Raw genomic sequence first — 23,300 nt, forward strand, 5'->3', positions numbered from 1 at the left:
CTTTATCCCTAGTTAATAGCTATGAATAATGTACCACTAATGCACCGTGAAATCAACTTTAATGCGTGATAAGCGCCTCCAGCTCCTCTTTCTCGATCCAGACTTTGTTGCGGCAGAAATGACAGTCCGCTTCCGCTCCGCCGTCCTCTTTGATCATTGTAACAATTTCCCGGGCATCAAGTGTAGCAATAGCATTCAGGAAACGTTCCTTGGAACATGTACATTCGAATGCCACAGGCATTTCATCGAGCTTGCGCCAGTTGTTACGGCCGATGATTTCGTCGATGATCTCCGAAGGCGTGAGTCCCTGGTCGATCAGCTTCGATACAGGCGTCATTTCAGCCGCCCGCCTGTCGAGGAAGTCCATCGTCTCCTCGCTCGCGCCGGGCATGACCTGTATGATGAAGCCTCCGGCGGCTTTTATCGTATTATCCGGATTCACAAGAACACCAAGTGCCACAATGGAAGGCACCTGCTCACTCGTATAGAAGTAGTAGGAAAAATCCTCCCCGATTTCCCCGGAAATGATTTCGGTGGAGCCTGTGAAATGCTCCTTCAGCCCAATGTCCTTGACCACGTTGAGAAACCCGTCCGTGCCCACTGCACGCCGTACGTCAAGCTTGCCATGTTCATTCAGCGGGAAATGCACCTGGGGGTTGCTCAAGTACCCGCGCACTTTGCCCCCGGCATTGCTGTCGACGACGATTGCGCCGATCGGGCCACCGCCCTGCAGTGTCACAGTCACCTTTTCTTCATTTTTCAGCATAGAACCCATCATGAGCCCGGCAGTCATCGTACGGCCGAGGGCCGCAGCAGCTGTCGGATATGCCCCGTGCCTTGTGACCGCTTCGTCTACCGTTTCTGTCGTGTCGACAGAAAATATTCTTATTTCATCGTTCATTCCGATTCCTCTGATCAGATGATCCATGTATTTTCCTCCCTAATATCACACAAAAGTCGCCCAACCGGGCGACTTCACACGTGTCTTAGCGTCTTCTGCTGTCATCATCGAGTTCCCCGTCACGGCCTTCTGGGCCCTGCGCCGGTTCCTCCGAATCTGTTCTTTCTTCAGCTAGCCTGTGCTGACTGTTGCGCTCTTCTTCGCGGCGTTCCTGTTCGCGGCGGTCGTACTCACGGGAAGTCTCTTCCCGCTCCACCATGTCGCGTTCTTCAGTTTCGTCATCCTCTGAATATCTATCCAGACCTTTTTTGACGTCTTCATAGGACGGCCCGACTTTATCCTCGTCTTCATCCACTGTATGGTCTTCAAAATTGCGCTCAGGCAATTTTCCGTTATAGAAGAGTCCCTCGATCTGTTCACGGTCAAGCGTCTCTTCGACCAGCAGTGTTTCTGCAATCAATGTCAGCTGCTCTTTGTGTTCAGTCAGAATCTGGCGGCAGCGTTCGTATTGCGTCTTGACGATGTTCTGCATTTCCTGGTCGATTTCATATGCAATCGCATCAGAGTAGTTAGGGTCCGACTGCATATCTTTACCCAGGAACACCTGGCCGTTGGAGTCGCCGAACTGGAGCGGACCGAGCTTTTCACTCATACCGTATTCCACAACCATGCTGCGTGCAATGCCGGTAGACCTCTGGAAGTCATTATGGGCACCTGTGGAAACTTCTCCGAAATTGATTTCCTCTGATACACGGCCGCCGAGAAGTCCGACGATCTTGTCTTCAAGCTCCGGTTTCGTCATGAAGTAGCGGTCCTCTTTCGGAAGCATGACCGCATAGCCGCCTGCCTGTCCACGCGGCACAATCGTCACTTTGTGGACCATATCAGCATCATCGAGCACCATGCCGATTATCGTATGCCCGGCTTCGTGGAATGCAACAATGTTGCGCTCTTTCTCGGAGATGACCTTGCTCTTCTTGGCAGGACCGGCAATCACTCTGTCGGTCGCCTCGTCAACATCACGCATGTCAATCTTGCGCTTGTTTCCTCTTGCGGCCACCAGAGCCGCTTCATTCAGAAGATTCTCAAGGTCGGCACCGGAGAAGCCCGGAGTACGTGCCGCAAGTGCAGCAAGATCAACTGTTTCATCAAGCGGTTTGTTTTTCGCATGTACTTTAAGCACCGCTTCACGGCCTCTCACATCCGGACGGGCGACAGGGATCTGCCTGTCGAAACGGCCGGGGCGGAGCAGTGCCGGGTCAAGGATGTCGGGTCTGTTTGTTGCGGCAATCATGATGATGCCTTCGTTTTCCCCGAAGCCATCCATCTCCACAAGAAGCTGGTTGAGCGTCTGCTCACGCTCATCGTGACCGCCGCCGACACCTGCACCACGCTGACGGCCGACTGCATCGATTTCATCGATGAAGATGATACACGGTGAGTTTTTCTTCGCGTTCTCGAACAGGTCGCGCACACGTGATGCACCGACACCGACGAACATTTCCACGAAGTCCGAACCACTGATCGAGAAGAAAGGCACGCCCGCTTCGCCTGCCACTGCACGGGCGATGAGCGTCTTACCTGTACCTGGAGGGCCTACAAGAAGAACACCTTTCGGAATACGGGCACCGATCCTGTCGAAACGGCGCGGATCTTTCAGGAAATCGACGACTTCAATGAGTTCCTGTTTCTCCTCATCCGCACCTGCGACATCTTCGAAGCGCACTTTTTTCTTATTCTGGTCGTAGAGCTTCGCCTTGCTCTTGCCGAAGTTCATCACTTTGCCGCCGCCTCCGCCGCCGCCTTGTGCCTGACTCATCAGGAACAGGAAGAGGAAGAGGATAAGCAGGAGCGGTATGAATGTGAACAGCATGCTTGTCCATGGACTCTGCTCCTCCGCAGGTTCAATGGTGAAGTTCAGACCGTCCTGCGCTTTTGCAGTCTCCAGTATCTGATCAAGATCTTCTGTGCTGTTGTACGGAATCACCGATGTAAAGGATTCCTGTTCATCCTGGCCGGACAGCCTCCCTTCGATCAGGTAGACGTTCTGCTCCGGCTGAATTGAAAGCTCTTCTATGTTACCGGCATTCAGCTCATCGAGAAATTGATTGTACTGCAGTTCTTCCTCAAGGGCGGAATCGCCATTAAAACTTTGAAAAATACCAAACATGATCACTGATAAAATCAATATCAGCACTATGTTACGGCCCACATTTTTAGGCATCCGTAAACCTCCATTTCTAATACGACTAACAGAAATAATACCATAATTTCACAATAATATTCCACTGTTTTGACTTATTGATAAAGCTCTGGTTTCAAAAGGCCGATGTACGGCAGATTTCTGTACTTTTCATCGAAATCAAGCCCATATCCGACAACAAATCCATCAGGGATTTCCGTCCCTGCATATTTCACATCCACGTGAAGCTTACGGTTCACGGGCTTATCCAGAAGTGTCACAATTTCGAGTGATGCCGCATTCCTGTAGGCGATCAGATCGACAATCGAGTTCAATGTAGTCCCGGTTTCGATGATATCCTCGACAATCAGGATATGACGGCCATCCACTGAAGTGGACAGGTCTTTCAATATCTTTACTTCCCCGGAAGATTTCGTGCCTACATAGCTTGAAACATCCATGAAATCTATCTCAAGATGCGTATCTATGTATTTGATCAGGTCGGACATGAACATGATGGAGCCTTTGAGCAGCCCGACAAGTATGGGTGTCTTCCCTTCATAGTCCCTGGTGATCTTCTCCCCCAGTTCTTTTGCGATTGCCTGGATTTCCTCCTCGGACAATACAACCTCGCTGATATCATTGTTAATACTCATTGCCTTACTCCTTTTTCGACACTTAATCGACTGTGATTCCCTCGTGTCTTCATTATATTATAAATTATGCCCACTGCAATAATTTGATGATCCCGGCCTGTGACCACCGGCATGGTCTCCCGTTCATACTTCGGTACTTTCCGGTCGATGAACAGGCGGGAGAGCTTCTTCGTGCCGACGCCCGGCACAAAGATTCTGTCCCCTTCCTTTCTAGTCCGTACGCGGACGGGCAGTTCCGAGGGGGCCATTTCAACCGTAATCTTGTATCCGTTGAAGCTGTACATTCCGTTCTCGGTGATATCGAGACGGTGAAGCGTAACAGAATCCCCTGCCTCAATTCGAATTTCATCATAGGCGATCACCACCAGCCGGTCGCCCACGGGGAATTCCGCCTGGGCGGTGCCGGAGGATGCTACATCAAGCATCTCTTCAATGTATCTCCGCCTCGCACCGAGCCCCCGGGATGCGAGCCACGCGTTCACTATATAGATACGGCTGATCCTCCGCCTTTCGTTGAGCTCTTCCCGTGACAGCACCTGCCGGCCTGAGATGAAATCCGCAGCCTCTTCGCGCAGCATGCCGTCGATCTCCCCCAGATCCTCCGACAACTTCAGAAGCTGGTCCGGCTGGAGATGCTCCGATGCCCTGATATCCTTCATCAGATTGTGGCGGATATAATTGCGGGTATAGTCCGTGCCGCTGTTGGACTCATCTTCAAAATATGTCACCTGGTGACGGCCGGCATAGGCTTCAATTGCCGCACGCGGGATGTGGAGCAGCGGCCGGATGATGCGGTATCCTCCCTCCTCCCGCGCGTATGGTATCCCCATCCTGCCCGGCAGATACCTGCCGGTGAGCAGCTGGTGCATCACAGACTCATACTGGTCATCCAGGTGATGGGCAGTGAGGAGGACGCGGACGCCGTGGCGCACCATCATCTCATCGAAAAACTGATAGCGTGCTTCACGCGCCGCCGCCTGGCTGAAATCACCCTTTTCGATATCAAGCCGGACCGTTTCGCACAGGACACCATCCGCTGCGGCCATATTCATTATATGGGCCGCCTCCGCTTCCGATGCCGCCCTCTGACCGTGGTTGACGTGCAGCAGTATAAGACGTCCGAAAGTATTACTGTATGAAGTTTTCAACAGATGGTAGAGGGCCATGGAGTCCACGCCGCCGGAAATCGCAAGTGCCACCGTATCATCTTTGTCCCAGGAACATCTTAGTTCCATAGCCTACACTTCCCGTAAAATAAAATAAGACGATTACTGGAATCGTCTGTATATATCTATTATCTTTTACCTCTGCCGCCACGGCGTGATTCCGTCTGCCTTTTGATCGTAGAGAGGCGGTCCTCACTATCCTTCAGGAAGCTGGACAGCTTCTTCTCGAAATCTTCCGGCGAACTTTCCCTGCGCGGCCTCGGTTTTGGTTTCTGCTCTTTTGCTTTTTTTATGGACAGACTGATTTTACCATCGTCTCCGACGGATAGGACCTTCACTTCAATTTCCTGGCCCACACTGAGATGCTCATTGATATCCTCTACATACTGATCCGCAACCTCACTGATGTGCACTAGTCCTGTCTTTCCTCCCGGCAGTTCAACAAACGCACCGAAATTCTTGATACCCGTGACTTTCCCGATAACTTTACTGCCCACTTCAACTGACATCTTGATATATTATCCTCCCAATTATCATTTACTCGCTATATATAATAATACCATTAAAAAGAAAAATAATCATTACAATATTGTAACGATTATTCTTCCTGCACTTCTTTTTCAGCGTTTTCATCGTTTGATTCCGGCAAATTGAAAACAATCTCCCCTTCTTCAGAGAAGAAGAATTCACTTCGCGCAATTCTTGCAATATAGTTCTCATCATTCAGCTGCTTTATCTGCTGCTCAAGGTCTTTTTCCTCGGCCACCCGTTCATCCATGACTTCCTCGGTCTGAACAAGTTCTTCCTGCAGCAGCTGGTTCTGAGTCTTCTGGTTGAAAGCCACGATCAGCAGGATGCCCACCAGCAGCAGCATCAGGCTGCCGAACAGCATTGTACGTTTTTTGGCAACACGGTTTTCATTGCGGCGCACCTTCTTTTCAGCGTCCCGCTTTTTCGTATAGCCATTGATCATCCTGACCACTTTGTTAGCCAATGCATCACATCCCTTAATTGTGCATTCTCTATTTATAAAATACACCATAAGCGACATGTTTACTAGAGAAAATCGGTCTCACTTTCAATTTTCTCCTCTTTCAGCACCTTATACATGCGCTCCGCATCCTCTTTTTTGGCATGCGCTCCGAGCTCCAGTACTTCGAATGTAAGAACCTTCCGGCCGAACCGTATTTCCACCTCGTCACCGACAGCCAGGTCGGTCCCGGCTTTTGCCGTCCTGCCATTTACTTTCACACGCCCTTCGTCGCTCAGTTCCTTGGCGAGCGGGCGCCGTTTGATCACGCGTGACACTTTGAGGAATTTGTCCAATCTCATGGTTATTCCCCCCCCTTTTTCAGTATATCTTCCAGCGTGCGCCCTTCATGGATGGTTTCCTTCATCCAGCCGAGCACTTTTTCGCCGTATTCCTTCTCATGCTTTATCTTCTCTTTCTTGCCCTCATTCTTCTTGGCCTCGCTCCATATGCGCTTCAAATCATCCACTGATTCCGCCGACTCATCCCCGAAAACGTGAGGATGACGTCTGACTATTTTCGCATTCAGACTTCCGAGCACATCGAAGAAATCGAAATATCCCTCTTTTTTTCCGATTGCGCTGTGAAGTGCAACCTGCAGCAGAATATCCCCGAGCTCTTCAACGATTGCGTCGTCATCCCGCTGTTCTATCGCCTCGATGACCTCGAACGTTTCCTCGATCATGTGTTTTTCAAGCGATTCATGGGTCTGCACCTTGTCCCACGGGCAGCCGTCCTCGCCGACAAGCGTATCGAACACTTCAGTCATATAATGAATATCTCGTTCCACCAGTCTGACGTCCTCCGTCTTCGGTATATAAAGACAGAGCAGGTTGCTGCTGATACCCAGGCGGTCGATCTCATGGAGCCCGGTGCTGTATATCTTTTCATCCCGGCTCCCCGCTGCATCTACGAGCTGCACTTTCGTCTCCGGCGAATAATATTCCAGCAGTGTGAGCTTCGCCTCATTCAGGCTGAGGGTGTCGTATACCTGGGTGATGAGAGTGTGCTTGTTGAAATCAAGATCGCCGACGGCAAGTGCGGTGCCATCGAGAACCTGGAACCCTTCATTCACAGGCACTTTGAATGCACCGATGACCACATCGACGAAACTCTGTCCACCCGATACTTCAACGTGGATTTCTCCTGACCCCTCCCTCGCGAGGAGCATTTCCGTTGTCGTTTCATAAAACATCGGGTGGCCCGGGACAGCGTATATGACATCACGGTCACGGGCCGCGGCAACGAGTGCAGCCACAATCGCCGAGTAGGTTTCCTCGAAGGTATCATGCATCTCATAGAGATGATCGAAACTTACTGTCTCCACGCCTTCCGATTCAAGCTCACGCGCCACGGGGTGGCCGTCTGTTCGCAGATGAACCTTATCCGCTGACCTGAGACGCTTCCATACGCCAAGCGGCATCTGATCCAGGTCCGATGTCCCAAGCCCGATAATTTCTATTTTATTCATATCGCTTCCTCCATCCTGCTGTCCTGGATTGTTTTCATGATTTCGATGAGCTCCGCCACATCCTTGGTCCTGAGTGCAATCTTCATCTCGTTATCCTGCACGGAGATCTTCATGATGCGGCCGTACTCGGCCGTATCCATGAACAGTTTCTCCCCGTCAATCTGCTCTGTCGCATTCCGTGAGACATGAAGGTGGAAGTGCCGGCTGTCCTCTTTCACCTGATAGATGCCGAACAGGAGGGAATACACTTTGATGCGGACAAGCTGCAGCAGCCGTTCCACCTCAACCGGATAATCACCGAAGCGGTCGAGAAGCTCATCTTCTATGTCCTGTATGGCTTCGATGGAATCCGCTTTCCTGAGACGCTTGTAAATATCTATCTTGGACTGCTCATGCGTAATGTAGGTGCCCGGTATATAGGCATCGAGGGTGATGTCCACAGGGATGTTCACCGGTTCCGGCTCCGGCTCGATGCCCTGTTTTTCCTTGACGGCCGTTTCCAGCATTTCGGAATAAAGTTCATATCCCACGGAGTCGATGAAACCGGATTGGTGCTTGCCAAGCAGGTTCCCCGCCCCGCGGATGTTCAAGTCCCGCATGGCAATCTTGAATCCGCTGCCCAGCTCTGTATACTCCTTGATGGCCTCGAGGCGCTTTTCCGCCACTTCCGTCAGCACTTTGTCCGGCTGATGGAAAAGATAGGCATAACTGATGCGGCTGCTCCTGCCGACACGGCCCCGGAGCTGATACAGCTGGCTGAGACCGAACCGGTCGGCGTCCTCGATGATCAGTGTGTTGGCATTCGGCACATCCACACCGGTCTCGATGATGGTCGTGGTTACAAGGACATCGTACTCTCCATTTACAAAAGCCAGCATGGTCTCCTCGACTTCCTTCTCATTCATTTTCGCATGCATCACTGCAACCTCCGCGTCCGGGACCAGCGCCTCGACATGCGCTTTCTTCTGATAGATCGTATCCACCCGGTTGTGCAGGTAGAACACCTGACCGCTGCGGGAAAGCTCCCGTTCCACCGCTTCCCTGACGAAATTCGGCTGGAATTCGAGAACGTAGGTCTGTACCGGAAAACGGTTTTCCGGCGGTGTCTCAATGACAGAAAGATCCCTGACGCCGGTCAGGCTCATGTGGAGCGTCCTTGGAATCGGTGTTGCAGTCAGTGTCAGCACATCCACGTTCGTCTTCAGCTGTTTGATCTTTTCTTTGTGCTTCACACCGAAGCGCTGCTCCTCATCTATGATCAGGAGGCCGAGGTCTTTGTATTCGACGGTGTTTGCCAGTATCTTATGAGTGCCGACCACGATATCGACCGTACCCTTTTTGAGGCCTTCCCGTGTTTTCTTCAGCTGGGCCGAAGTTCTGAAACGGCTCATCATCTCGACGTTGACCGGGAAGTCCTCGATCCGTTCGATCAGGCTTTCGAAATGCTGTGCTGCAAGGATCGTCGTCGGCACTAGGAATGCCACCTGTTTGCCGTCCTGCACAGCCTTGAATGCCGCCCGGATTGCCACTTCGGTCTTGCCGTATCCCACATCCCCGCATAACAGGCGATCCATCGGACGGATGTTCTCCATGTCCTTCTTGATTTCCCCGACAGAAGCATACTGGTCGGGTGTCGGCTCGTACGGGAAGCGCGCTTCAAAAGAGGCCTGCATTTCCGTATCTTCCGAGAACCGGAAACCCTCAGACTGCGATCGTTCCTGATAGAGCTTCAGCAGCTCATCCGCAATTTCGTTGACATTTGCCTCAACCTTGGCCTTCGTCTTCTTCCATTCGGTGCCCCCGAGTTTGTGCATCTTCGGCTGACCATCATCACTTGAGACATATTTCTGGACCAGGTCCATCTGATCGACAGGGATATAGAGCTGATCTGTGCCCCTGTACTGCAGTTTCATGTAGTCGTTATGGATGCCGCCGACTTCCAGTGTCTCGATGCCCATGTAGCGGCCGACGCCGTGATGGACATGGACGACGTAGTCGCCCGCGTTCAGCTCCTGGTAGGATTTGATCTTTTCGGCGTTGGAGAGTTTTTTCGCCCGCTTCTTTTTGCGTGCTGTCTTGTTGTAGAGCTCCTTCGAACCTAAAACAGCCACTTTCATGAACGGCAGGATGAACCCTTTCCCAAGCGTGCCGGTGGTCAGCACAACGCCTGACTCCAACGGCATCTCCCCGATGTAGCTCTGGATCTTCAGATCCTCGAGCAGCTGGTGCGTCTTCGATACCTCCTCCTCGTCACGGAGGACGATGCTGATCATATAGTCGTCACCGAGCATCTTATTCAGATTGGATGCCAGTATGTCATACTGGCCGTAGTATATTTCAGTCGGACGGACGGAAATCTTTACAATGTGTCCGATTTCAACCGGCATGCTTTTTGTGAACAGGTTGAAGTATGTGCTGCCATCACGTGCAAGCAGGCGTGCATACTGGCCCTCCAGATAGTTGCCGCCGCCTTTTAGCATGCGCCCGGCTTCCACCATCGATTCATAGTATGTGCCCACAGAATTGAATTCTGTTTCATATGCCGCCTCCATGTTCTTGACTTCATCGATGATGAGGCGGTGGCCGTCTGTGATGTAGTCGAGGATGGAGACCCCGCCGTCTTCGAGGAGGTGGCTGTACTGTACAAGGTGGTTGAATGTCTGATCGGGGTGGGTAACTGTGTCATAGTAGTCATCCAGAGTCTCCAAAGAGGCACTGTCGAGCCCTTCCTTCGTCTCCTGGTACAGCATTTCTATCTTCCCGAGAAGGGTTTCGCGCTCTTTTTGCTCAAGTATATACTCTGCATAAGGCTCCATCGTGAAGGAATCGATATTGCCGATGGAACGCTGCGTCTCGGGGTCAATGGCCCGGAGGGAATCCACTTCATCATCAAAGAGTTCGACACGTACGAGCTGCTCAGGCATATGGATATCGATAATGTCACCACGTACAGCAAATTCCCCGAAATGGACCGCCTGGTTCATTCTTCTGTACCCCAGACTCACCAGGTCTTCTATGAACCCGTCATAGTCCAGAATGGTGCCGATCTTTACCGTCTTCTCGTAACTGAGAAGCTTTTCCTTCGGCATCAGCGGTTTTAAAAGTGCATGTACCGGCACGACAAATAGCCCCGGCTCGTTGTGGGCCAGAGCAAACAATGCACTCATCCTGGATTTCATGAATTCAGGACTTTGTTTGGCATGATTCTCTATCATGATATCGCCTACAGGGAAAGTGTAGACGTTGTCCATCATATCCATCAGGGGATTTGAAATCTTCTCCATCTGATGGTTATTCTGTACGAACAGGACAATCGGACGGCTTTCCTTCCTTGACAGCTCGTACAGGAGCGTCGGCTTGAAATCATCGTTGACGCCGGTCACCATCATATTTAGGCGGTCTTTATGATCCGCCACTTCGAGGAACCGCTCATCCTGCTGTATCCTTTCCGATACTTTACTGTTCATTTACATCACCATTATATTCAGTCATAACATCCTGGAACGGCACCGTTACGAAATCTGCAGATGCCTCTGCAGACCTGGCTGTCACTTTGTCAATCAGTGCCGATTCCTCTTTCGTGAACCTGCCGAGCACATAACCCGTGATGGAACCGCCCGGGTCCGGCCGGTCTATGCCGATGCGGATGCGTTTGTATTTATCCGTAGCCAGATGCTGGTTCAGAGATTTTATGCCGTTATGGCCGCCGCCCGAACCCTTTTGCCTGAGCCTCAGTTTGCCGACCGGCAGATCGAGGTCATCATACAGCACCAGGATATCCTCAACCGCTATCTTATAATAATCCAGCAGCGGACGGACTCCTTCCCCGGAGAGGTTCATGAATGTCTGCGGCTTTACCAGCATGACCTTCTTGCCATTTACGTATCCAGCACCGTAGCTGCACTTGAATTTATTCTGCGAGAGTCCAATACCCAGATCCGAAGAAAGCCGGTCTATCACCATGAACCCGATGTTATGACGTGTTTTTTCGTATTTTCTCCCCGGATTGCCCAATCCAATGATGCATTTCATCATATCACCTCATACAACGTTAAAAAAGGCGATGGGAACTCCACCGCCGTTAAAACATCATGATTATTGCTCTTCGTTTTCAGTTCCCTCGGAAGCGGCTTCTTCGCCTTCTTCTGAACCTTCAACTTCTTCGCTTTCAGCCTCTTCTTCAAGATCTTCCTCTTTCTGTGGAGGTACAATGCTGACAAGCGTTTCTTCATCTTCATTTTCAATAGTGTAGTTGGCACCCTGACGCAGGTCGGATACATGGATTGAGTCTCCGATTTCAAGAGCTTCCACATTGATTTCGATTGACTCTGGAATGTTATCCGGGGTCGCAGTGACCTGAACCTGGAAAGAAGGCTGCTCTACTACGCCGCCCTCTTTGACACCCGCAGCTTCGCCAGACAATTCAATTGTTACATCCACTGTAACTTCGGACTTCATGTTGATTGCTGTGAAGTCTATATGAGTGATCTGGTTTTTGAGTGAATCGAACTGATAGTCCGTCACCATCACGTTAACCGCTTTTCCATTGAGGTCCAATGCAATTACGCCGTTACGGCCCACTTCGCGGATTACTTTGATAAATTCGTTCTCATCTACTGAAACGTTAGTGTTCTCCACTTCGTAACCGTAAACGATTGCAGGGATTTTCCCTGTGGAACGCAGTTCTGTAAGCTCAGAACGCTGTCCCTTGCCTTCCCTTGCTGCTGAAGCCAATTTTGCCATGGTATATTTCCACCTTTCATTTACAGACAGTCTTCTTTTACCTAATTTAACACATAGCCATGCATAATAATAGCACATTACCCATACATTTGTAAAAGAAACATTGACAAATTAAGTGTCAAACAGGATACTGACGGATTCTTCTTCATAAACCCGGACAATCGCCTGCGCCATCAGCTCTCCGACAGAAAGCCCCACTATCTTGTCTATCTTCTTCTCCTCGGGCAGCTGTATGGAATTCGTTACAACCAGTTCTTTGATCACTGACTCCTCGATCCGGGAAATAGCCGGCCCGGAAAGCACAGGGTGCGTACAGCATGCATACACTTCTTTGGCACCTTTATCGAGAAGTGCCTGTGCAGCAAGTTTCATCGTGCCGCCCGTATCGATGATGTCATCGATGATGATGGCAGTGCGGCCTTCGATTTCGCCGACGATATTCATCACTTCCGCAACATTCGGCTTCGGACGGCGCTTATCGATGATGGCAATCGGCGTCTTGAGACGGTCGGCCATCTTGCGCGCGCGCGTTACGCCGCCGTGATCCGGGGAAACAACGACGACTTCATCGAAGTTCAGATCTTTATGTTCAAGGAAATAGTCACTCAGGATCGGCACACCCATGAGGTGGTCAATCGGAATATCGAAGAACCCCTGTATCTGAGGTGCATGCAGATCGAGTGAAATCACTCTGTCCGCCCCAGCTGTCTCGATCAGATTTGCAACAAGCTTCGCTGTGATCGGTTCACGCGCACGGCTTTTGCGGTCCTGGCGTGCATAACCGTAATACGGCATTACAATATTGATCGTTGCCGCTGAAGCGCGTTTAAGTGCATCGATCATGATCAGCAGCTGCATTAGATGTTCGTTGACCGGCTGGCTTGTCGGCTGGACGACAAATACGTCACATCCCCGCACGCTCTCTTCGATATTGACCTGTACTTCCTCATCGGAAAAATGCTGTACCGTAATCTTTCCCAAAGGGATGCCGATTTGTTCAGCAATCTCTTCTGCGAGCGGCTCGTTGCCTTTCAAAGAGAAAAGGCGCAGGCTGGAATTTTTGTACTGGTTGCTAGAAGCTAACATGTTCATCCTCCATTAATTGTCTTTATTGTAATATCCCGTCTTTGTCGTCTGTCTGTTCCTTGCGATTGCAAGACTGTCTTCCGGAACTTCATCAGTGATCGTCGATCCCGCTGCGATGAATGATCTGTCACCGATCTTGACCGGAGCCACGAGGTTCGAGTTGCAGCCGATGAATGAATCCATGCCGATTTCAGTCTTGAATTTGTTCTTACCATCATAATTCACTGTAATCGTTCCGCAACCGACGTTGGTCCTGGCGCCGATGGTGGCATCCCCTATATAGCTGAGATGCGACACTTTGGATTCCTTTTCAAGCCTTGATTTCTTCACTTCGACGAAGTTGCCGATCTTCACTTCCTCACCAAGCTCGGATTGTGGCCTGAGCTGGGCATAGGGCCCCACCTTGGTGCCTCTGCCCACTTTCGCTTCCGTCACCACAGAATGCCTGATCTCTGCTTCATCATCGATGATGGAATCCTTGATTTCTGTTCCAGAGGATATGATAACATTTTTACCGATCTTTGTGTCTCCACGGATGATTGCCCCCGGATAAATTATGGAATCCGTGCCAATCTCCACTTCGGCATCGATATATGTCGTTTCCGGGTGGATGAGTGTGACACCGTTTTGCATGTGCATCGTATTGATGCGTTTCCTAAGTATCTCCTCAGCATTCGCGAGAGCAACTCTGTCATTTATGCCGAGCGTTTCCTCAAAATCCGGAGAAATGTAGGCTTCGACACGGGCACCCCGGCTCCGGAGGATGGAAACGACATCCGGCAGATAATACTCATCCTGTGCGTTATCGTTGTCGACGTTTTCAAGCGCGCTGAACAGCGCTCTGTTGTCGAATATGAAAGTCCCGGAGCTTATTTCCTTGATTTCGCGTTCGAGATCCGTGGCATCCTTCTCTTCGACGATACGTTTGACAGAGCCGTTCTCCTTCCTGACAATGCGGCCGTATCCGAACGGTGCACGCGTACGGGATGAAAGGATGGTCGCCTTTGCCCCTGTATCCAGGTGGTACTTCATGAACTCCTGCATCGTCGTCTCCGTAATGAGCGGTGTATCCCCGCACACGACCATGGTGTGGCCCTCAAGGTCCGCCAGTTCCTCTTTCCACTGCCCCACTGCGTGTGCCGTTCCCAGCTGCTGCTCCTGCACCGTCTTACGGATGCCGTCACCCAGATACGTGCTCACAGTCTCAGAGCCGTGACCCAGCACAGCATAGATATCGGTGATTCCCGATTTATTCAGATTGCTGATGACATGCTGGATCATCGGAGTGCCACATACTTCATGGAGCACCTTGAATTTTTCGGACTTCATCCTCGTGCCTTTGCCGGCCGCCAGAATAATCGCTCTCGTTTGCATACTCTACCTCCAGTTTATGACTACTCTAATTATATTTTACTGACTGGGCACTTTCAAGACGAAACGGATATATGTCCAAAAAGGTATTTCGGCCAATAAAAAACCCGTAAAGCAACGCTTTGCTTCACGGGTATGCAATCACTATTTATCTTCATCATCTTCTGCATCGGGGTTCTCCGCATTGGTCACCTGTTCTTCTGTCGGATCCACCGGTGATTCCGTTGTCTCCGTAGCGCTGTCGTCCGAATCATTCACTTCGGCTTCCGATTCTTCATATACTCTCATCACTTCCTCCTGCACATGCTGGCGCATATCGGAGTGAATTGGATGGGCAATGTCCCGGAATTCACCGTCCGGCGTCCGTTTGCTCGGCATCGCCACAAAAAGACCATTATTACCTTCAATGACCCTGAGGTCATGGATTACAAATGCATCATCAAACGTAATGGATACAAGTGCTTTCATCCTGTTGTCTTGGTTATTTACTTTCCGCAGTCTTACATCTGTTATTTTCATAGTATGCTTCCCCCAATAAGATTATTGTTGGATCGTATGTGTACTGCTTCAGTCCACCAATACTTTTATGGTTCCATTTTCGATGCAACGACTTCAATCTCAACCTGTACATCTTTAGGTAGACGACTCACTTCTACACATGATCTTGCAGGTAGTTTACCCGGAAAATAAGCGCCATAAACGTCGTTGATCTTCGGGAAGTCGCCCATGTCGCTGATGAAAATCGTCGTTTTCACTATATCTTCAAAACCCATGCCGGCCGCTTCAAGCACTGCGCCGACATTCTCCATCACCTGCTTGGTCTGCTCCTGGACATCATCTGAAATAATCTCCCCTTCGAGCGTGAGGGGAATCTGTCCGGAGGAGTAGAACATGTTTCCGACTTTTACTCCGTGGCTGTACGGTCCGAGTGCTTCCGGTGCATTTTTAGAATTAATTGGTTCCATAGTATAAAATCTCCTTCACATTTTAAGATTCATGCTTTTGAAACGTTTCTTCAATGTGTTCCAGACAATTGCCTTCCTCCACCAGGAAGGACTGGTTGAATTCATCAATATCCGACACCTTCAGAAGGGAAGTATAATCATTGAAACGGCGGTGTTCCACCTGTTTGGCCTCCACCAGCACGCTGACACCGACCACTGTGGCTGCAAACTCCTCCATGAGGTTGATGACTCCGGTGATGGAACCTCCTGCCCGCAGGAAGTCGTCCACGACGAGCACCTTCGAGCCTTCTTTCAAGGTCCGCTTCGACAGTACCATCGTCTCTATCTTACGCGTAGAGCCGGAGACATAGTTCACTGAGACTGTGGAGCCCTCTGTCACTTTGTTGTCTTTGCGGATTACGGCCACAGGCACATTCAGCTTGCGTGCGACAGCATTCGCGAGTGAAATCCCTTTTGTCGCAATCGTCACGACCGCATCAATTTCCTCATCTCCGTACATTGTGGCAATCAGTTCACTGATATCGTTCATGAGGGTGGGATTCCCCATGATGTCGGACATGTAAAGGTAGCCTCCGGGAAGCAGACGTTCCTTCGTCTTCAGCATGTCCATGAACCCCTCCACGATCTCCTCTGCACGGCTGTAGCTGATTCTCGGCTGGAATGTCACGCCGCCGCCGGCACCCGCTGTTGTCCGGACAGTACCGATACCATCGTTTTCGAATACTTCCTTGATAATCCGGATATCCTCGCTGATCGAAGACTTGGCCTGGTTGAATTTCTCCACGAAAAAGGTCAATGGAATCAGCTGATTTGGATGGGTGCTCAAGTGCCGGGTCATGAACACGAGACGCTCACTGCGTTTATATTTCATAAGATAACTCCTAATACCGTATTTTATATAAAGATATTAACATAAAAGTTCGGATTTGAGCAATCAACCGAGCAATCTTACTTTATAAACTTCGGAACAACAGCCTTTCATGGCATTATACAGATGCGCCGCCTGCCTCTCCTTTTGGACGAAACCGAATACTGTCGGACCACTGCCACTCATCATTGCACAGTCCGCACCACTCACTGACATGCTGTCTATCAGCCTTGCGACCTCCGGATGCCTGCGGCAGGTCACCTCCTGCAGATCGTTCTTCATAAGGGCAATGATTTCCTTATAATTCCCTTCTTTGACCGCCGCAGCCATTTCCCGCGATCCCGGCCGATTACTCCCGGGCTTCAATGCCTGATAGACCGTCTTTGTCGAAACATTGATCTTCGGTTTCGCCAGGATCACCCAGGCGTTGGGCGGCTTCGGCAGATGTTCGATTTTCTCTCCCCTGCCCGAGGCAATCGCGGTCCCCCCGTATACGCAAAAAGGGATGTCCGAGCCCAGCTTTGATGACAGTTCAGCAAGTTCCGCGGTTTCTATCCCCAGATCATAGAGGGCATTCATCCCGCGGAAGGCTGCCGCAGCATCCGCCGAACCGCCGGCGAGGCCTGCCGCAATGGGAATCCGCTTATCAATAGTGATGTTGACGCCGGTCTCTATGCCGTATGTCTCCATCATCAGTCTCGCTGCCTGATAGGCCAGATTGCGTCTGTCTGTAGGCACATACTGGTGTTCTGTATCGATGATTATCTTTTTGTCTTTCCGCTTCGAAAAGGAAAGCTGGTCATTCAGATCCACGGTGGTCATCACCATATTGACCTCATGGAAACCATCTCTCCTTTTGAAAAGGGTATCCAGCGTCAGGTTTATCTTTGCCGGCGCAGTTTCAAAATGCATTGTTTCACTTCCATTTGTACGTTCATTTTTGTATCAGTTTATCATAAAACGACCTGATACAATACGCACTTTGTCATAAACTTGCAGCCGCCTCACCGGGCGTCGCTCCTGATGCCGCCGTACTGACCTTTGAAGAAAGTCAGCGGTTCGCCTTCCTCGAACAGGATTTCTTCCACCTGGCCCAGTATGAGTGTATGGTCCCCCGCAGGAACCTGCTGATAATTTTTGCATACCAGTGCAGCCAGACTGTCCCTAAGCACCGGTACTTCATCAATCACATCAAAGCTGATCTCCCCTTCAAATATTTCCTGTTTGGCGAAATGCTTCGACAGATGCTTCTGCCCCTCTGTCAGCATGCTGATGCCGAATGAATCTGCAGATTTCAATTTATCAAGCATGGCTGCACGATTATCTATGGAAATCAGAACAAGTTTGGGGTCGAGCGATACCGACATGAATGCATTCGCAGTCATACCATGGGTCTCCCCGCCCTCATTCACAGTAATTACAGTCACTCCGGTCGCAAACCTTCCCATTGCGTTCCTGAACGTACGATCTTCCATTACAACACTTCCTTCTTCGTTTAATATGAATAAAAAATTGGGAACAGATACATTCAATGTACCATATTCCCAATTAGTCTGAAAATTTTCTATTTGTTTTCATCATTCATACGTTTTTTAAATGCCCATGCCGCATATATGAGACCGAGTACCGCCCACCCACATAAAATGAGCAGTGGCAGTACTTCTGTGCCTTCCTGGATGAACACATACTGGTACACCGGCAGATACTCAGCAACCTGACGCACGATGTGAGATTCATCCCTCACAATGGTTTCTATCATCGGGGTAAAGCCGAATACGAGCATGATCGGCAGCAGATAGACAGAGGTTGTCGCGACGCTTTTCACTTCCAGCCCGACAGCGATGCCGAGAGACAGGAAGAACAGGCCCAGCAGCACAAGCGCTGCGATGCCGCCCGTCCCCCACGACATTTCCGCATCCATAACCAGTATGGAAAGGCCGAGTGAGATACCGGTCATCATGATGACCACCAGGCTTTTGCCGGTCAGGATATCCAGCATCGAAGCCGGGGACTGCACCAGGCCGCGGAGCGTATCCTTCTCATTCTCCTCCGCCATCATCGTCATGATACTGCTGCACAGGATTGTTGAATAGGCCGTACCTATGATAACCGCAATGAGTACAGCTGGAGCCTCTGTACTGTCCGGTCCTGCATTCCTGAACATGAATGCCATCAGTATCGGAATGAGTGTCGTAGTGAACAACATCATATTTCGCGTAAATTCTTTAAGGTCTTTTTCGAATATCGCCATTATCCGTCCAGTGTTCATATCAGACCAATTCCTTTCCGGTAACATTTTTAAATACTTCACCAAGTGTCGGATAATCCGTCCTGATATCGATGACTTCGGAATCGAATAAGGCATCTTCAAGTTCCGTCCTGTTATCAGCACTCCGTTCAATGCTCATCGTCCTGCCCCCGTTCATTGTAATATGGACCTCATTCTTTTTATAGGCATGCCTCAGGAATTCCGGTGCCCCCTGTTCCAGTATCCTGCCGTTATTAAGGAACGCCACCCTGTCGCACAGAGCCGTCGCTTCGTCCATGTCATGGGTCGTCAGCATGATGGTGGTCCCCCGGTCCTTGATGCGCAGCAGCATATCATGGATCCTGTCCGTAGTAATCGGGTCAAGGGCACTTGTCGGTTCATCCAAAAACAGTATCTCGGGTTCATGGAGAATCGCCTTGCAAAGAAGTATGCGCTGCTTCATTCCTTTTGACAGCACCGACACTCTTTTATCAGCGTGTTTTTCCAGGCCGACCTCCTTTAGCACCTGCATCACTTTTTCCTTATCAGTGCCATACAGCTTCCTGAACAGCTCCAGGTTATCCTTCACTGTCAGACGGTCATACAGCGAGCTGTTGTCTGACAGGATCCCCAACTGTTTTATATAGGATGATCCGCCGAATTCTTCATGTTCGTAGCCCAGTATTTCCACGCTGCCCGCATCGGGTTCGAATTCACCCGTCAGTATTTTAATCGTGGTGGTCTTGCCGGAACCGCTCGGCCCGAGCAATCCGAATATTTCTCCACGTCCTATTTCAAACTCTATTCCATCCAGCGCTTTCTCATTCCCGAAAATTTTTTTCAGACCTTCTGCAGTTATGATTGCTTCCATTGTCCATACCTCCTTCATGTGTTGACCCAAGTTTACGTCTGATTGCAAAGGGCCGCGACCTTATGGGGATGAATGGTTGGAAAAATACCATGAACTGTGTGATATAGGGTATAAATGCATCTGATTTCCGTTGAATGGTATCTATTTCGTCTGAAATGTACAGCTACACGACAAGAAGCTCCTGAATTTCACTATATTTCATCCGGGATAATGGAATTTTTGTTTTTTCCTGGTTTTCCATTACAATCGAGTAGGTATTTTTCGACCATGTAATGATCTCCTTCACTTTATCAAGGTTGACAATATAGGACCGGTGGCATCTGTAGAAACCGTAATCCCCCAATTTCTTTTCTGTTTCTGCCAGTGTCCATTCAATGATGAACTTTTCCCGGGAAATATTTATATAGACTTTCCCATCATTGCTTTCTATATACTCAATATCCTCCAGATCGATGAAAATTGTCTTATCCCGGGCTTTTGCCTTGATGCGCTTCAGGGACGCCTGGTTGTTTTTTTCTTCCGGCATTTCGGTTTCAACTTCTTTGAGCCCCTGTTCGCTCAGACGAGCAATCCTGCTGCTTATCACGAACGCCTCTTCAGTGCTGCTGGTAATCACAATCAACGCTTTCCCCGCATGCGCCATCTGCTCCATCATCTTATGGAACAGCCTTATATTTTCAATGCCGGCATTATACAAAGGATTTACAGCCAGCACCGCCTGCCGATCCGCCAGCACCGCCTGGATATAGGCAAGCCGCTGGATGGTTTCAGCGGTGCAGTGGGTGAGGCGTTTATGAGACACGGATTCCAGTTCATACTGCCGGATCATGTCAGAAATCCCCAGCCCGCTCCTATTCCATTTTTTATAAAAACTGACATGGTCCTTCACTGTGAGACGTTCATAGACTGGAACAGTGTTTTTAAGTATATGGACATCCTTGAAAGCAAGATCTGTCACTCTGTCGATATATTCGACAGGCATCTGAATGACAGAGCTTGCGCCGCTGTGAAACTTTATGGACTGGTCATTATTCTTATCAATGATATCGGCTATTCTGATCTCCCGCATGCATCTTCACCCCATTATTCGTATCCTTTTATTATAATATAAGTTAGCCGCTATTAAATAGACTAAAAGAAGTTTGAACTAATCGATCTGAAAAGCTTGCAAAGTCTTAAAAATGGTGTATTATATATAACGTGGTTACTTTTTATAACTAGTAATCAATATGTAATTAAATTGATGGAGGCATATATAATGGTTAAAATAGGTATCGTTACAGGCAGCACACGTAAGGCACGCGTTAACATGCAGGTTGCAGAATGGGTAAAGGATTTTGCTGAAAAGATGGACCTCGAGGCAGAATTCGAAATCGTCGACATCAAAGATTACGACTTCCCGATGTTCAACGAAGACCTCCCGCCAGCAATGGTAAACAAGCAGTATTCCACTGATGCGATCAATGCATGGTCTAAAAAGATCGATGAGCTCGATGGCTACATCTTCATCACACCGGAATACAACAAGAGTGTCACAGCACCCCTTAAAAATGCAATCGACTACATCGGACCTGAGTGGGGCAACAAATCTGCCGGTATCGTAGGCTATGGTTCCACGCTTGCAGTTGCGGCAACGCTCTCCCTGCGTCAGATCCTCAGCAATCTGAACGTCGCAACAGTGGCGCCTTTCGGTGCGTTCAGCCTGTTCACAGATTTTGAAAACATGAGCACTTTCAAACCGGCTGAAGTCCACAATGCAACAATCGAAAACGTGGTTGCAACCACTGTCAGCTGGGCAAAGGGCCTTAAAACGATCCGATGATCACCGATTCATCACACCGGTCATATTGTTTATGTCCGGTTTTTTAGTTCTATAATAAAAAACCATCATCCGGCAAGATGATGGTTTTTCCCGTTCAATTATTGGATTACAAATGCTTCTCTTTCATCATTATAGAATGTCACTTCGACATTTGATGTCAATACATCAGTATATGTATATGACACTCTTTCAAAGTTATGTTCCTGCTGATCAAGCTCTACGACGAAGACAGAAGGATACGTTTCTCTAAGGATACCCCGTCGTTCAATCAATTTCTTGCGCCCTCCGTTTGCACGAAGTAAAACTGGATTTCCCAATTGACATTCAAGAATATTTTTGATGTCGACTAAAGTTTTTGGCATTTGGCCCACCTCACTGAATCTATTATAGCAAGTTTACATAATTCTGTCAAAAAACCGTCGAAATCATTTACTTTTGTATCTATTGGGAAACTATTTTCAATTCAGGGAAATTTTTTAGCTTGTGATAAATATCGGCATATTCCTCAATCGAGATGCTCTCGCCTCTGCGGCCTGGATCGATCCCTGCCGCTTCCAGCAGCCGGCGGACACTGTCCTTGTACTTCTTGCCGTCTTCAAACACACTCATATAATTGTTCAGGATTGTCTTACGCCGCTGCCCGAAGGCGCCGCGCGTCAACCTGAAGAACAGGTTTTCATCACCTATATCCACTTTGCCCCTCTCCCGCTTCACCATTTCCACAATGATGGAATCGACATTCGGCGGCGGCATGAATACGGTCTTCGGCACCTGCTGGATTACACGCGCCTCGGTATAGTAATCGATGGCGATGGACAGCGAACCGTAGGATTTGCTGTTCGGTCCGGCGCTGATGCGCTCACCCACTTCTTTCTGCATCATCACATAATACCGTGCAATCGGGAGATCCTGCTCCAGGAAGTTCATAAGTATCGGCGTTGTAATGTAGTACGGCAGGTTTGCAACCACCACCACTTCATCGCAGCCTGAAAAATGCTTGTCTATCGCATCCTTAATATCCGCTTTTAGGATATCCTGGTTTATGACGGTTACATTACTGTAGGGGGAAAGTGTGTCCGCCAGTACCGGCACAAGTCTCTGATCTATTTCAAAAGCAGCCACTTTCCCGGCGCGTCTGGCCAGCTGTTCAGTCAGTGAGCCGATGCCCGGCCCGACTTCTATGATTCCCGTATTTTCATCGATATCCGCCTTATCCAGCACCTCCCTGATGACATTCAGGTCTATCAGGAAATTCTGCCCCAGGCTTTTCTTGAATGAAAAGCCGTGAGCCGCGAGTATTTGCTTTGTTCTGCCCGCCGTCGCAATATCTTTCATATTACTCCCCCGCCAATTCTTCCAGTATATTCGCTATACGTGCTTTGTCGATATTATACCGGTTCAGCTTCTTCCTCAGCTGGCCGGCATTTGCGTATCCGATGTTCAGGCGGTCGCACAGGTGCCTTCTCCTGAATGAAGCTTCAGAAGTACCTGACAGCCCCCATCCCGTCATGTCCTGGATTGTGACCGCCTCTTCTGTCACCGGCATATTCGTGTAGACCTGTGACAGGCTTTCACGTATGGATTCGATACTCGCATGCTCGACGCCGATCCCGCCGAGTCTGCCTTTGGCCTTATCACGCGGCAGAAAAGCTTCTTTTATCCCGGGAAACCGTTCCAGAATTGTATTGCGGATCTTATGGCCGGGGAAATCAGGATCGGTGAAAATGATCGCCCCCCGCGTACTTAAAGCAACTTCTATTTCGTCCATTACTGTACCATCGATGGCCGATCCCCTGGTTTCGATTGTTTCACAGGAAACTGCCTCATTCAGACGCCTGGTATCATCGCGCCCTTCCACAATAACGACTTCTTTTATAACCGGTTTTTCCATAATTTTTCGCTCCCTGTTTCCATCATACC

Annotated in this window: 25 protein-coding genes; 1 reads left to right on the plus strand and 24 read right to left on the minus strand. The window is 49.5% G+C overall.

From position 1 onward, the window contains the following. Window positions 1-58 precede the first annotated feature (58 nt). From hslO to C792_RS0113875, 21 genes are all read right to left on the minus strand, one after another. Window positions 59-928 carry an Hsp33 family molecular chaperone HslO gene (gene hslO / locus C792_RS0113775; protein WP_017550040.1) on the minus strand — a complete coding sequence of 290 codons (870 nt, stop codon included), beginning with the start codon at window positions 926-928 and terminating at the stop codon, window positions 59-61. A gap of 58 nt (window positions 929-986) precedes the next feature. After that, window positions 987-3,125 (minus strand): ATP-dependent zinc metalloprotease FtsH, encoded by a 2,139-nt coding sequence (gene ftsH / locus C792_RS0113780; protein WP_017550041.1) that lies wholly within the window; start codon window positions 3,123-3,125, stop codon window positions 987-989. A gap of 74 nt (window positions 3,126-3,199) precedes the next feature. Next, the gene (hpt, locus tag C792_RS0113785) at window positions 3,200-3,739 is read right to left on the minus strand and encodes a hypoxanthine phosphoribosyltransferase (RefSeq protein ID WP_017550042.1); all 540 of its coding nucleotides are present in this window, start codon (window positions 3,737-3,739) and stop codon (window positions 3,200-3,202) included. Beyond that, the gene (tilS, locus tag C792_RS0113790; RefSeq protein WP_017550043.1) at window positions 3,736-4,974 is read right to left on the minus strand and encodes a tRNA lysidine(34) synthetase TilS; all 1,239 of its coding nucleotides are present in this window, start codon (window positions 4,972-4,974) and stop codon (window positions 3,736-3,738) included. Before tilS ends, hpt begins: the two co-directional genes overlap by 4 nt. Before the next feature lie 59 nt (window positions 4,975-5,033). Beyond that, window positions 5,034-5,414, minus strand: a complete 381-nt coding sequence (locus tag C792_RS0113795; RefSeq protein ID WP_017550044.1) for a S1 domain-containing RNA-binding protein — start codon at window positions 5,412-5,414, stop codon at window positions 5,034-5,036. 89 nt (window positions 5,415-5,503) lie between these two features. Continuing rightward, window positions 5,504-5,899 (minus strand): FtsB family cell division protein, encoded by a 396-nt coding sequence (locus tag C792_RS0113800; RefSeq protein ID WP_245537548.1) that lies wholly within the window; start codon window positions 5,897-5,899, stop codon window positions 5,504-5,506. A 62-nt stretch (window positions 5,900-5,961) separates the two neighbouring features. Further along, on the minus strand, window positions 5,962-6,237 hold the full coding sequence (locus C792_RS0113805) for an RNA-binding S4 domain-containing protein (RefSeq protein WP_017550046.1): 276 nt from the start codon (window positions 6,235-6,237) through the stop codon (window positions 5,962-5,964). A 2-nt stretch (window positions 6,238-6,239) separates the two neighbouring features. Then, the gene (locus C792_RS0113810; RefSeq protein ID WP_017550047.1) at window positions 6,240-7,406 is read right to left on the minus strand and encodes a MazG nucleotide pyrophosphohydrolase domain-containing protein; all 1,167 of its coding nucleotides are present in this window, start codon (window positions 7,404-7,406) and stop codon (window positions 6,240-6,242) included. Then, a complete protein-coding gene (gene mfd, locus C792_RS0113815) occupies window positions 7,403-10,873 on the minus strand; it encodes a transcription-repair coupling factor (RefSeq protein ID WP_017550048.1) in 3,471 nt (1,156 codons plus the stop codon). Before mfd ends, C792_RS0113810 begins: the two co-directional genes overlap by 4 nt. Continuing rightward, the gene (gene pth / locus C792_RS0113820; protein WP_017550049.1) at window positions 10,863-11,438 is read right to left on the minus strand and encodes an aminoacyl-tRNA hydrolase; all 576 of its coding nucleotides are present in this window, start codon (window positions 11,436-11,438) and stop codon (window positions 10,863-10,865) included. The genes mfd and pth overlap by 11 nt, the downstream gene beginning before the upstream one ends. A gap of 63 nt (window positions 11,439-11,501) precedes the next feature. Continuing rightward, entirely contained in the window at window positions 11,502-12,149 is a 648-nt protein-coding gene (locus C792_RS0113825; RefSeq protein ID WP_017550050.1) for a 50S ribosomal protein L25/general stress protein Ctc, read from the minus strand. Between the two features lie 111 nt (window positions 12,150-12,260). Continuing rightward, the gene (locus C792_RS14930; protein ID WP_017550051.1) at window positions 12,261-13,235 is read right to left on the minus strand and encodes a ribose-phosphate diphosphokinase; all 975 of its coding nucleotides are present in this window, start codon (window positions 13,233-13,235) and stop codon (window positions 12,261-12,263) included. 12 nt (window positions 13,236-13,247) lie between these two features. Then, window positions 13,248-14,609, minus strand: coding sequence for a bifunctional UDP-N-acetylglucosamine diphosphorylase/glucosamine-1-phosphate N-acetyltransferase GlmU (gene glmU / locus C792_RS14935; protein ID WP_017550052.1), 1,362 nt, complete (start codon window positions 14,607-14,609; stop codon window positions 13,248-13,250). A gap of 141 nt (window positions 14,610-14,750) precedes the next feature. Continuing rightward, window positions 14,751-15,125 (minus strand): septation regulator SpoVG, encoded by a 375-nt coding sequence (gene spoVG, locus C792_RS0113840; RefSeq protein ID WP_017550053.1) that lies wholly within the window; start codon window positions 15,123-15,125, stop codon window positions 14,751-14,753. Between the two features lie 65 nt (window positions 15,126-15,190). Then, complete coding sequence (locus C792_RS0113845) at window positions 15,191-15,571, minus strand: RidA family protein (RefSeq protein ID WP_017550054.1); 381 nt, start codon at window positions 15,569-15,571, stop codon at window positions 15,191-15,193. Between the two features lie 22 nt (window positions 15,572-15,593). After that, complete coding sequence (gene purR, locus C792_RS0113850; protein ID WP_017550055.1) at window positions 15,594-16,442, minus strand: pur operon repressor; 849 nt, start codon at window positions 16,440-16,442, stop codon at window positions 15,594-15,596. A 63-nt stretch (window positions 16,443-16,505) separates the two neighbouring features. Continuing rightward, a complete protein-coding gene (gene ispE / locus C792_RS0113855; RefSeq protein ID WP_017550056.1) occupies window positions 16,506-17,351 on the minus strand; it encodes a 4-(cytidine 5'-diphospho)-2-C-methyl-D-erythritol kinase in 846 nt (281 codons plus the stop codon). A 92-nt stretch (window positions 17,352-17,443) separates the two neighbouring features. Then, complete coding sequence (locus tag C792_RS0113860) at window positions 17,444-17,914, minus strand: flavin reductase family protein (protein ID WP_017550057.1); 471 nt, start codon at window positions 17,912-17,914, stop codon at window positions 17,444-17,446. Between the two features lie 89 nt (window positions 17,915-18,003). Further along, a complete protein-coding gene (locus tag C792_RS0113865; RefSeq protein ID WP_017550058.1) occupies window positions 18,004-18,708 on the minus strand; it encodes an ABC transporter permease in 705 nt (234 codons plus the stop codon). 1 nt (window position 18,709) lies between these two features. Beyond that, a complete protein-coding gene (locus C792_RS0113870) occupies window positions 18,710-19,558 on the minus strand; it encodes an ABC transporter ATP-binding protein (protein WP_017550059.1) in 849 nt (282 codons plus the stop codon). A 163-nt stretch (window positions 19,559-19,721) separates the two neighbouring features. Beyond that, on the minus strand, window positions 19,722-20,627 hold the full coding sequence (locus tag C792_RS0113875) for a LytTR family DNA-binding domain-containing protein (protein WP_017550060.1): 906 nt from the start codon (window positions 20,625-20,627) through the stop codon (window positions 19,722-19,724). Window positions 20,628-20,816: 189 nt separating this feature from the next. Between C792_RS0113875 and C792_RS0113880 the strand changes: the two genes are divergently transcribed. Then, window positions 20,817-21,380, plus strand: a complete 564-nt coding sequence (locus C792_RS0113880) for an NADPH-dependent FMN reductase (protein WP_017550061.1) — start codon at window positions 20,817-20,819, stop codon at window positions 21,378-21,380. A 98-nt stretch (window positions 21,381-21,478) separates the two neighbouring features. On the opposite strand, the gene C792_RS0113885 is transcribed toward C792_RS0113880, so the two are convergent. From C792_RS0113885 to rnmV, 3 genes are all read right to left on the minus strand, one after another. Then, entirely contained in the window at window positions 21,479-21,742 is a 264-nt protein-coding gene (locus tag C792_RS0113885) for a Veg family protein (RefSeq protein ID WP_017550062.1), read from the minus strand. A 79-nt stretch (window positions 21,743-21,821) separates the two neighbouring features. After that, a complete protein-coding gene (gene rsmA / locus C792_RS0113890) occupies window positions 21,822-22,715 on the minus strand; it encodes a 16S rRNA (adenine(1518)-N(6)/adenine(1519)-N(6))-dimethyltransferase RsmA (protein WP_017550063.1) in 894 nt (297 codons plus the stop codon). Window position 22,716: 1 nt separating this feature from the next. Continuing rightward, on the minus strand, window positions 22,717-23,271 hold the full coding sequence (gene rnmV / locus C792_RS0113895) for a ribonuclease M5 (protein ID WP_017550064.1): 555 nt from the start codon (window positions 23,269-23,271) through the stop codon (window positions 22,717-22,719). Window positions 23,272-23,300 lie beyond the last annotated feature (29 nt).

The sequence above is a fragment of the Salinicoccus carnicancri Crm genome, assembly GCF_000330705.1.
GTDB lineage: Bacteria > Bacillota > Bacilli > Staphylococcales > Salinicoccaceae > Salinicoccus > Salinicoccus carnicancri.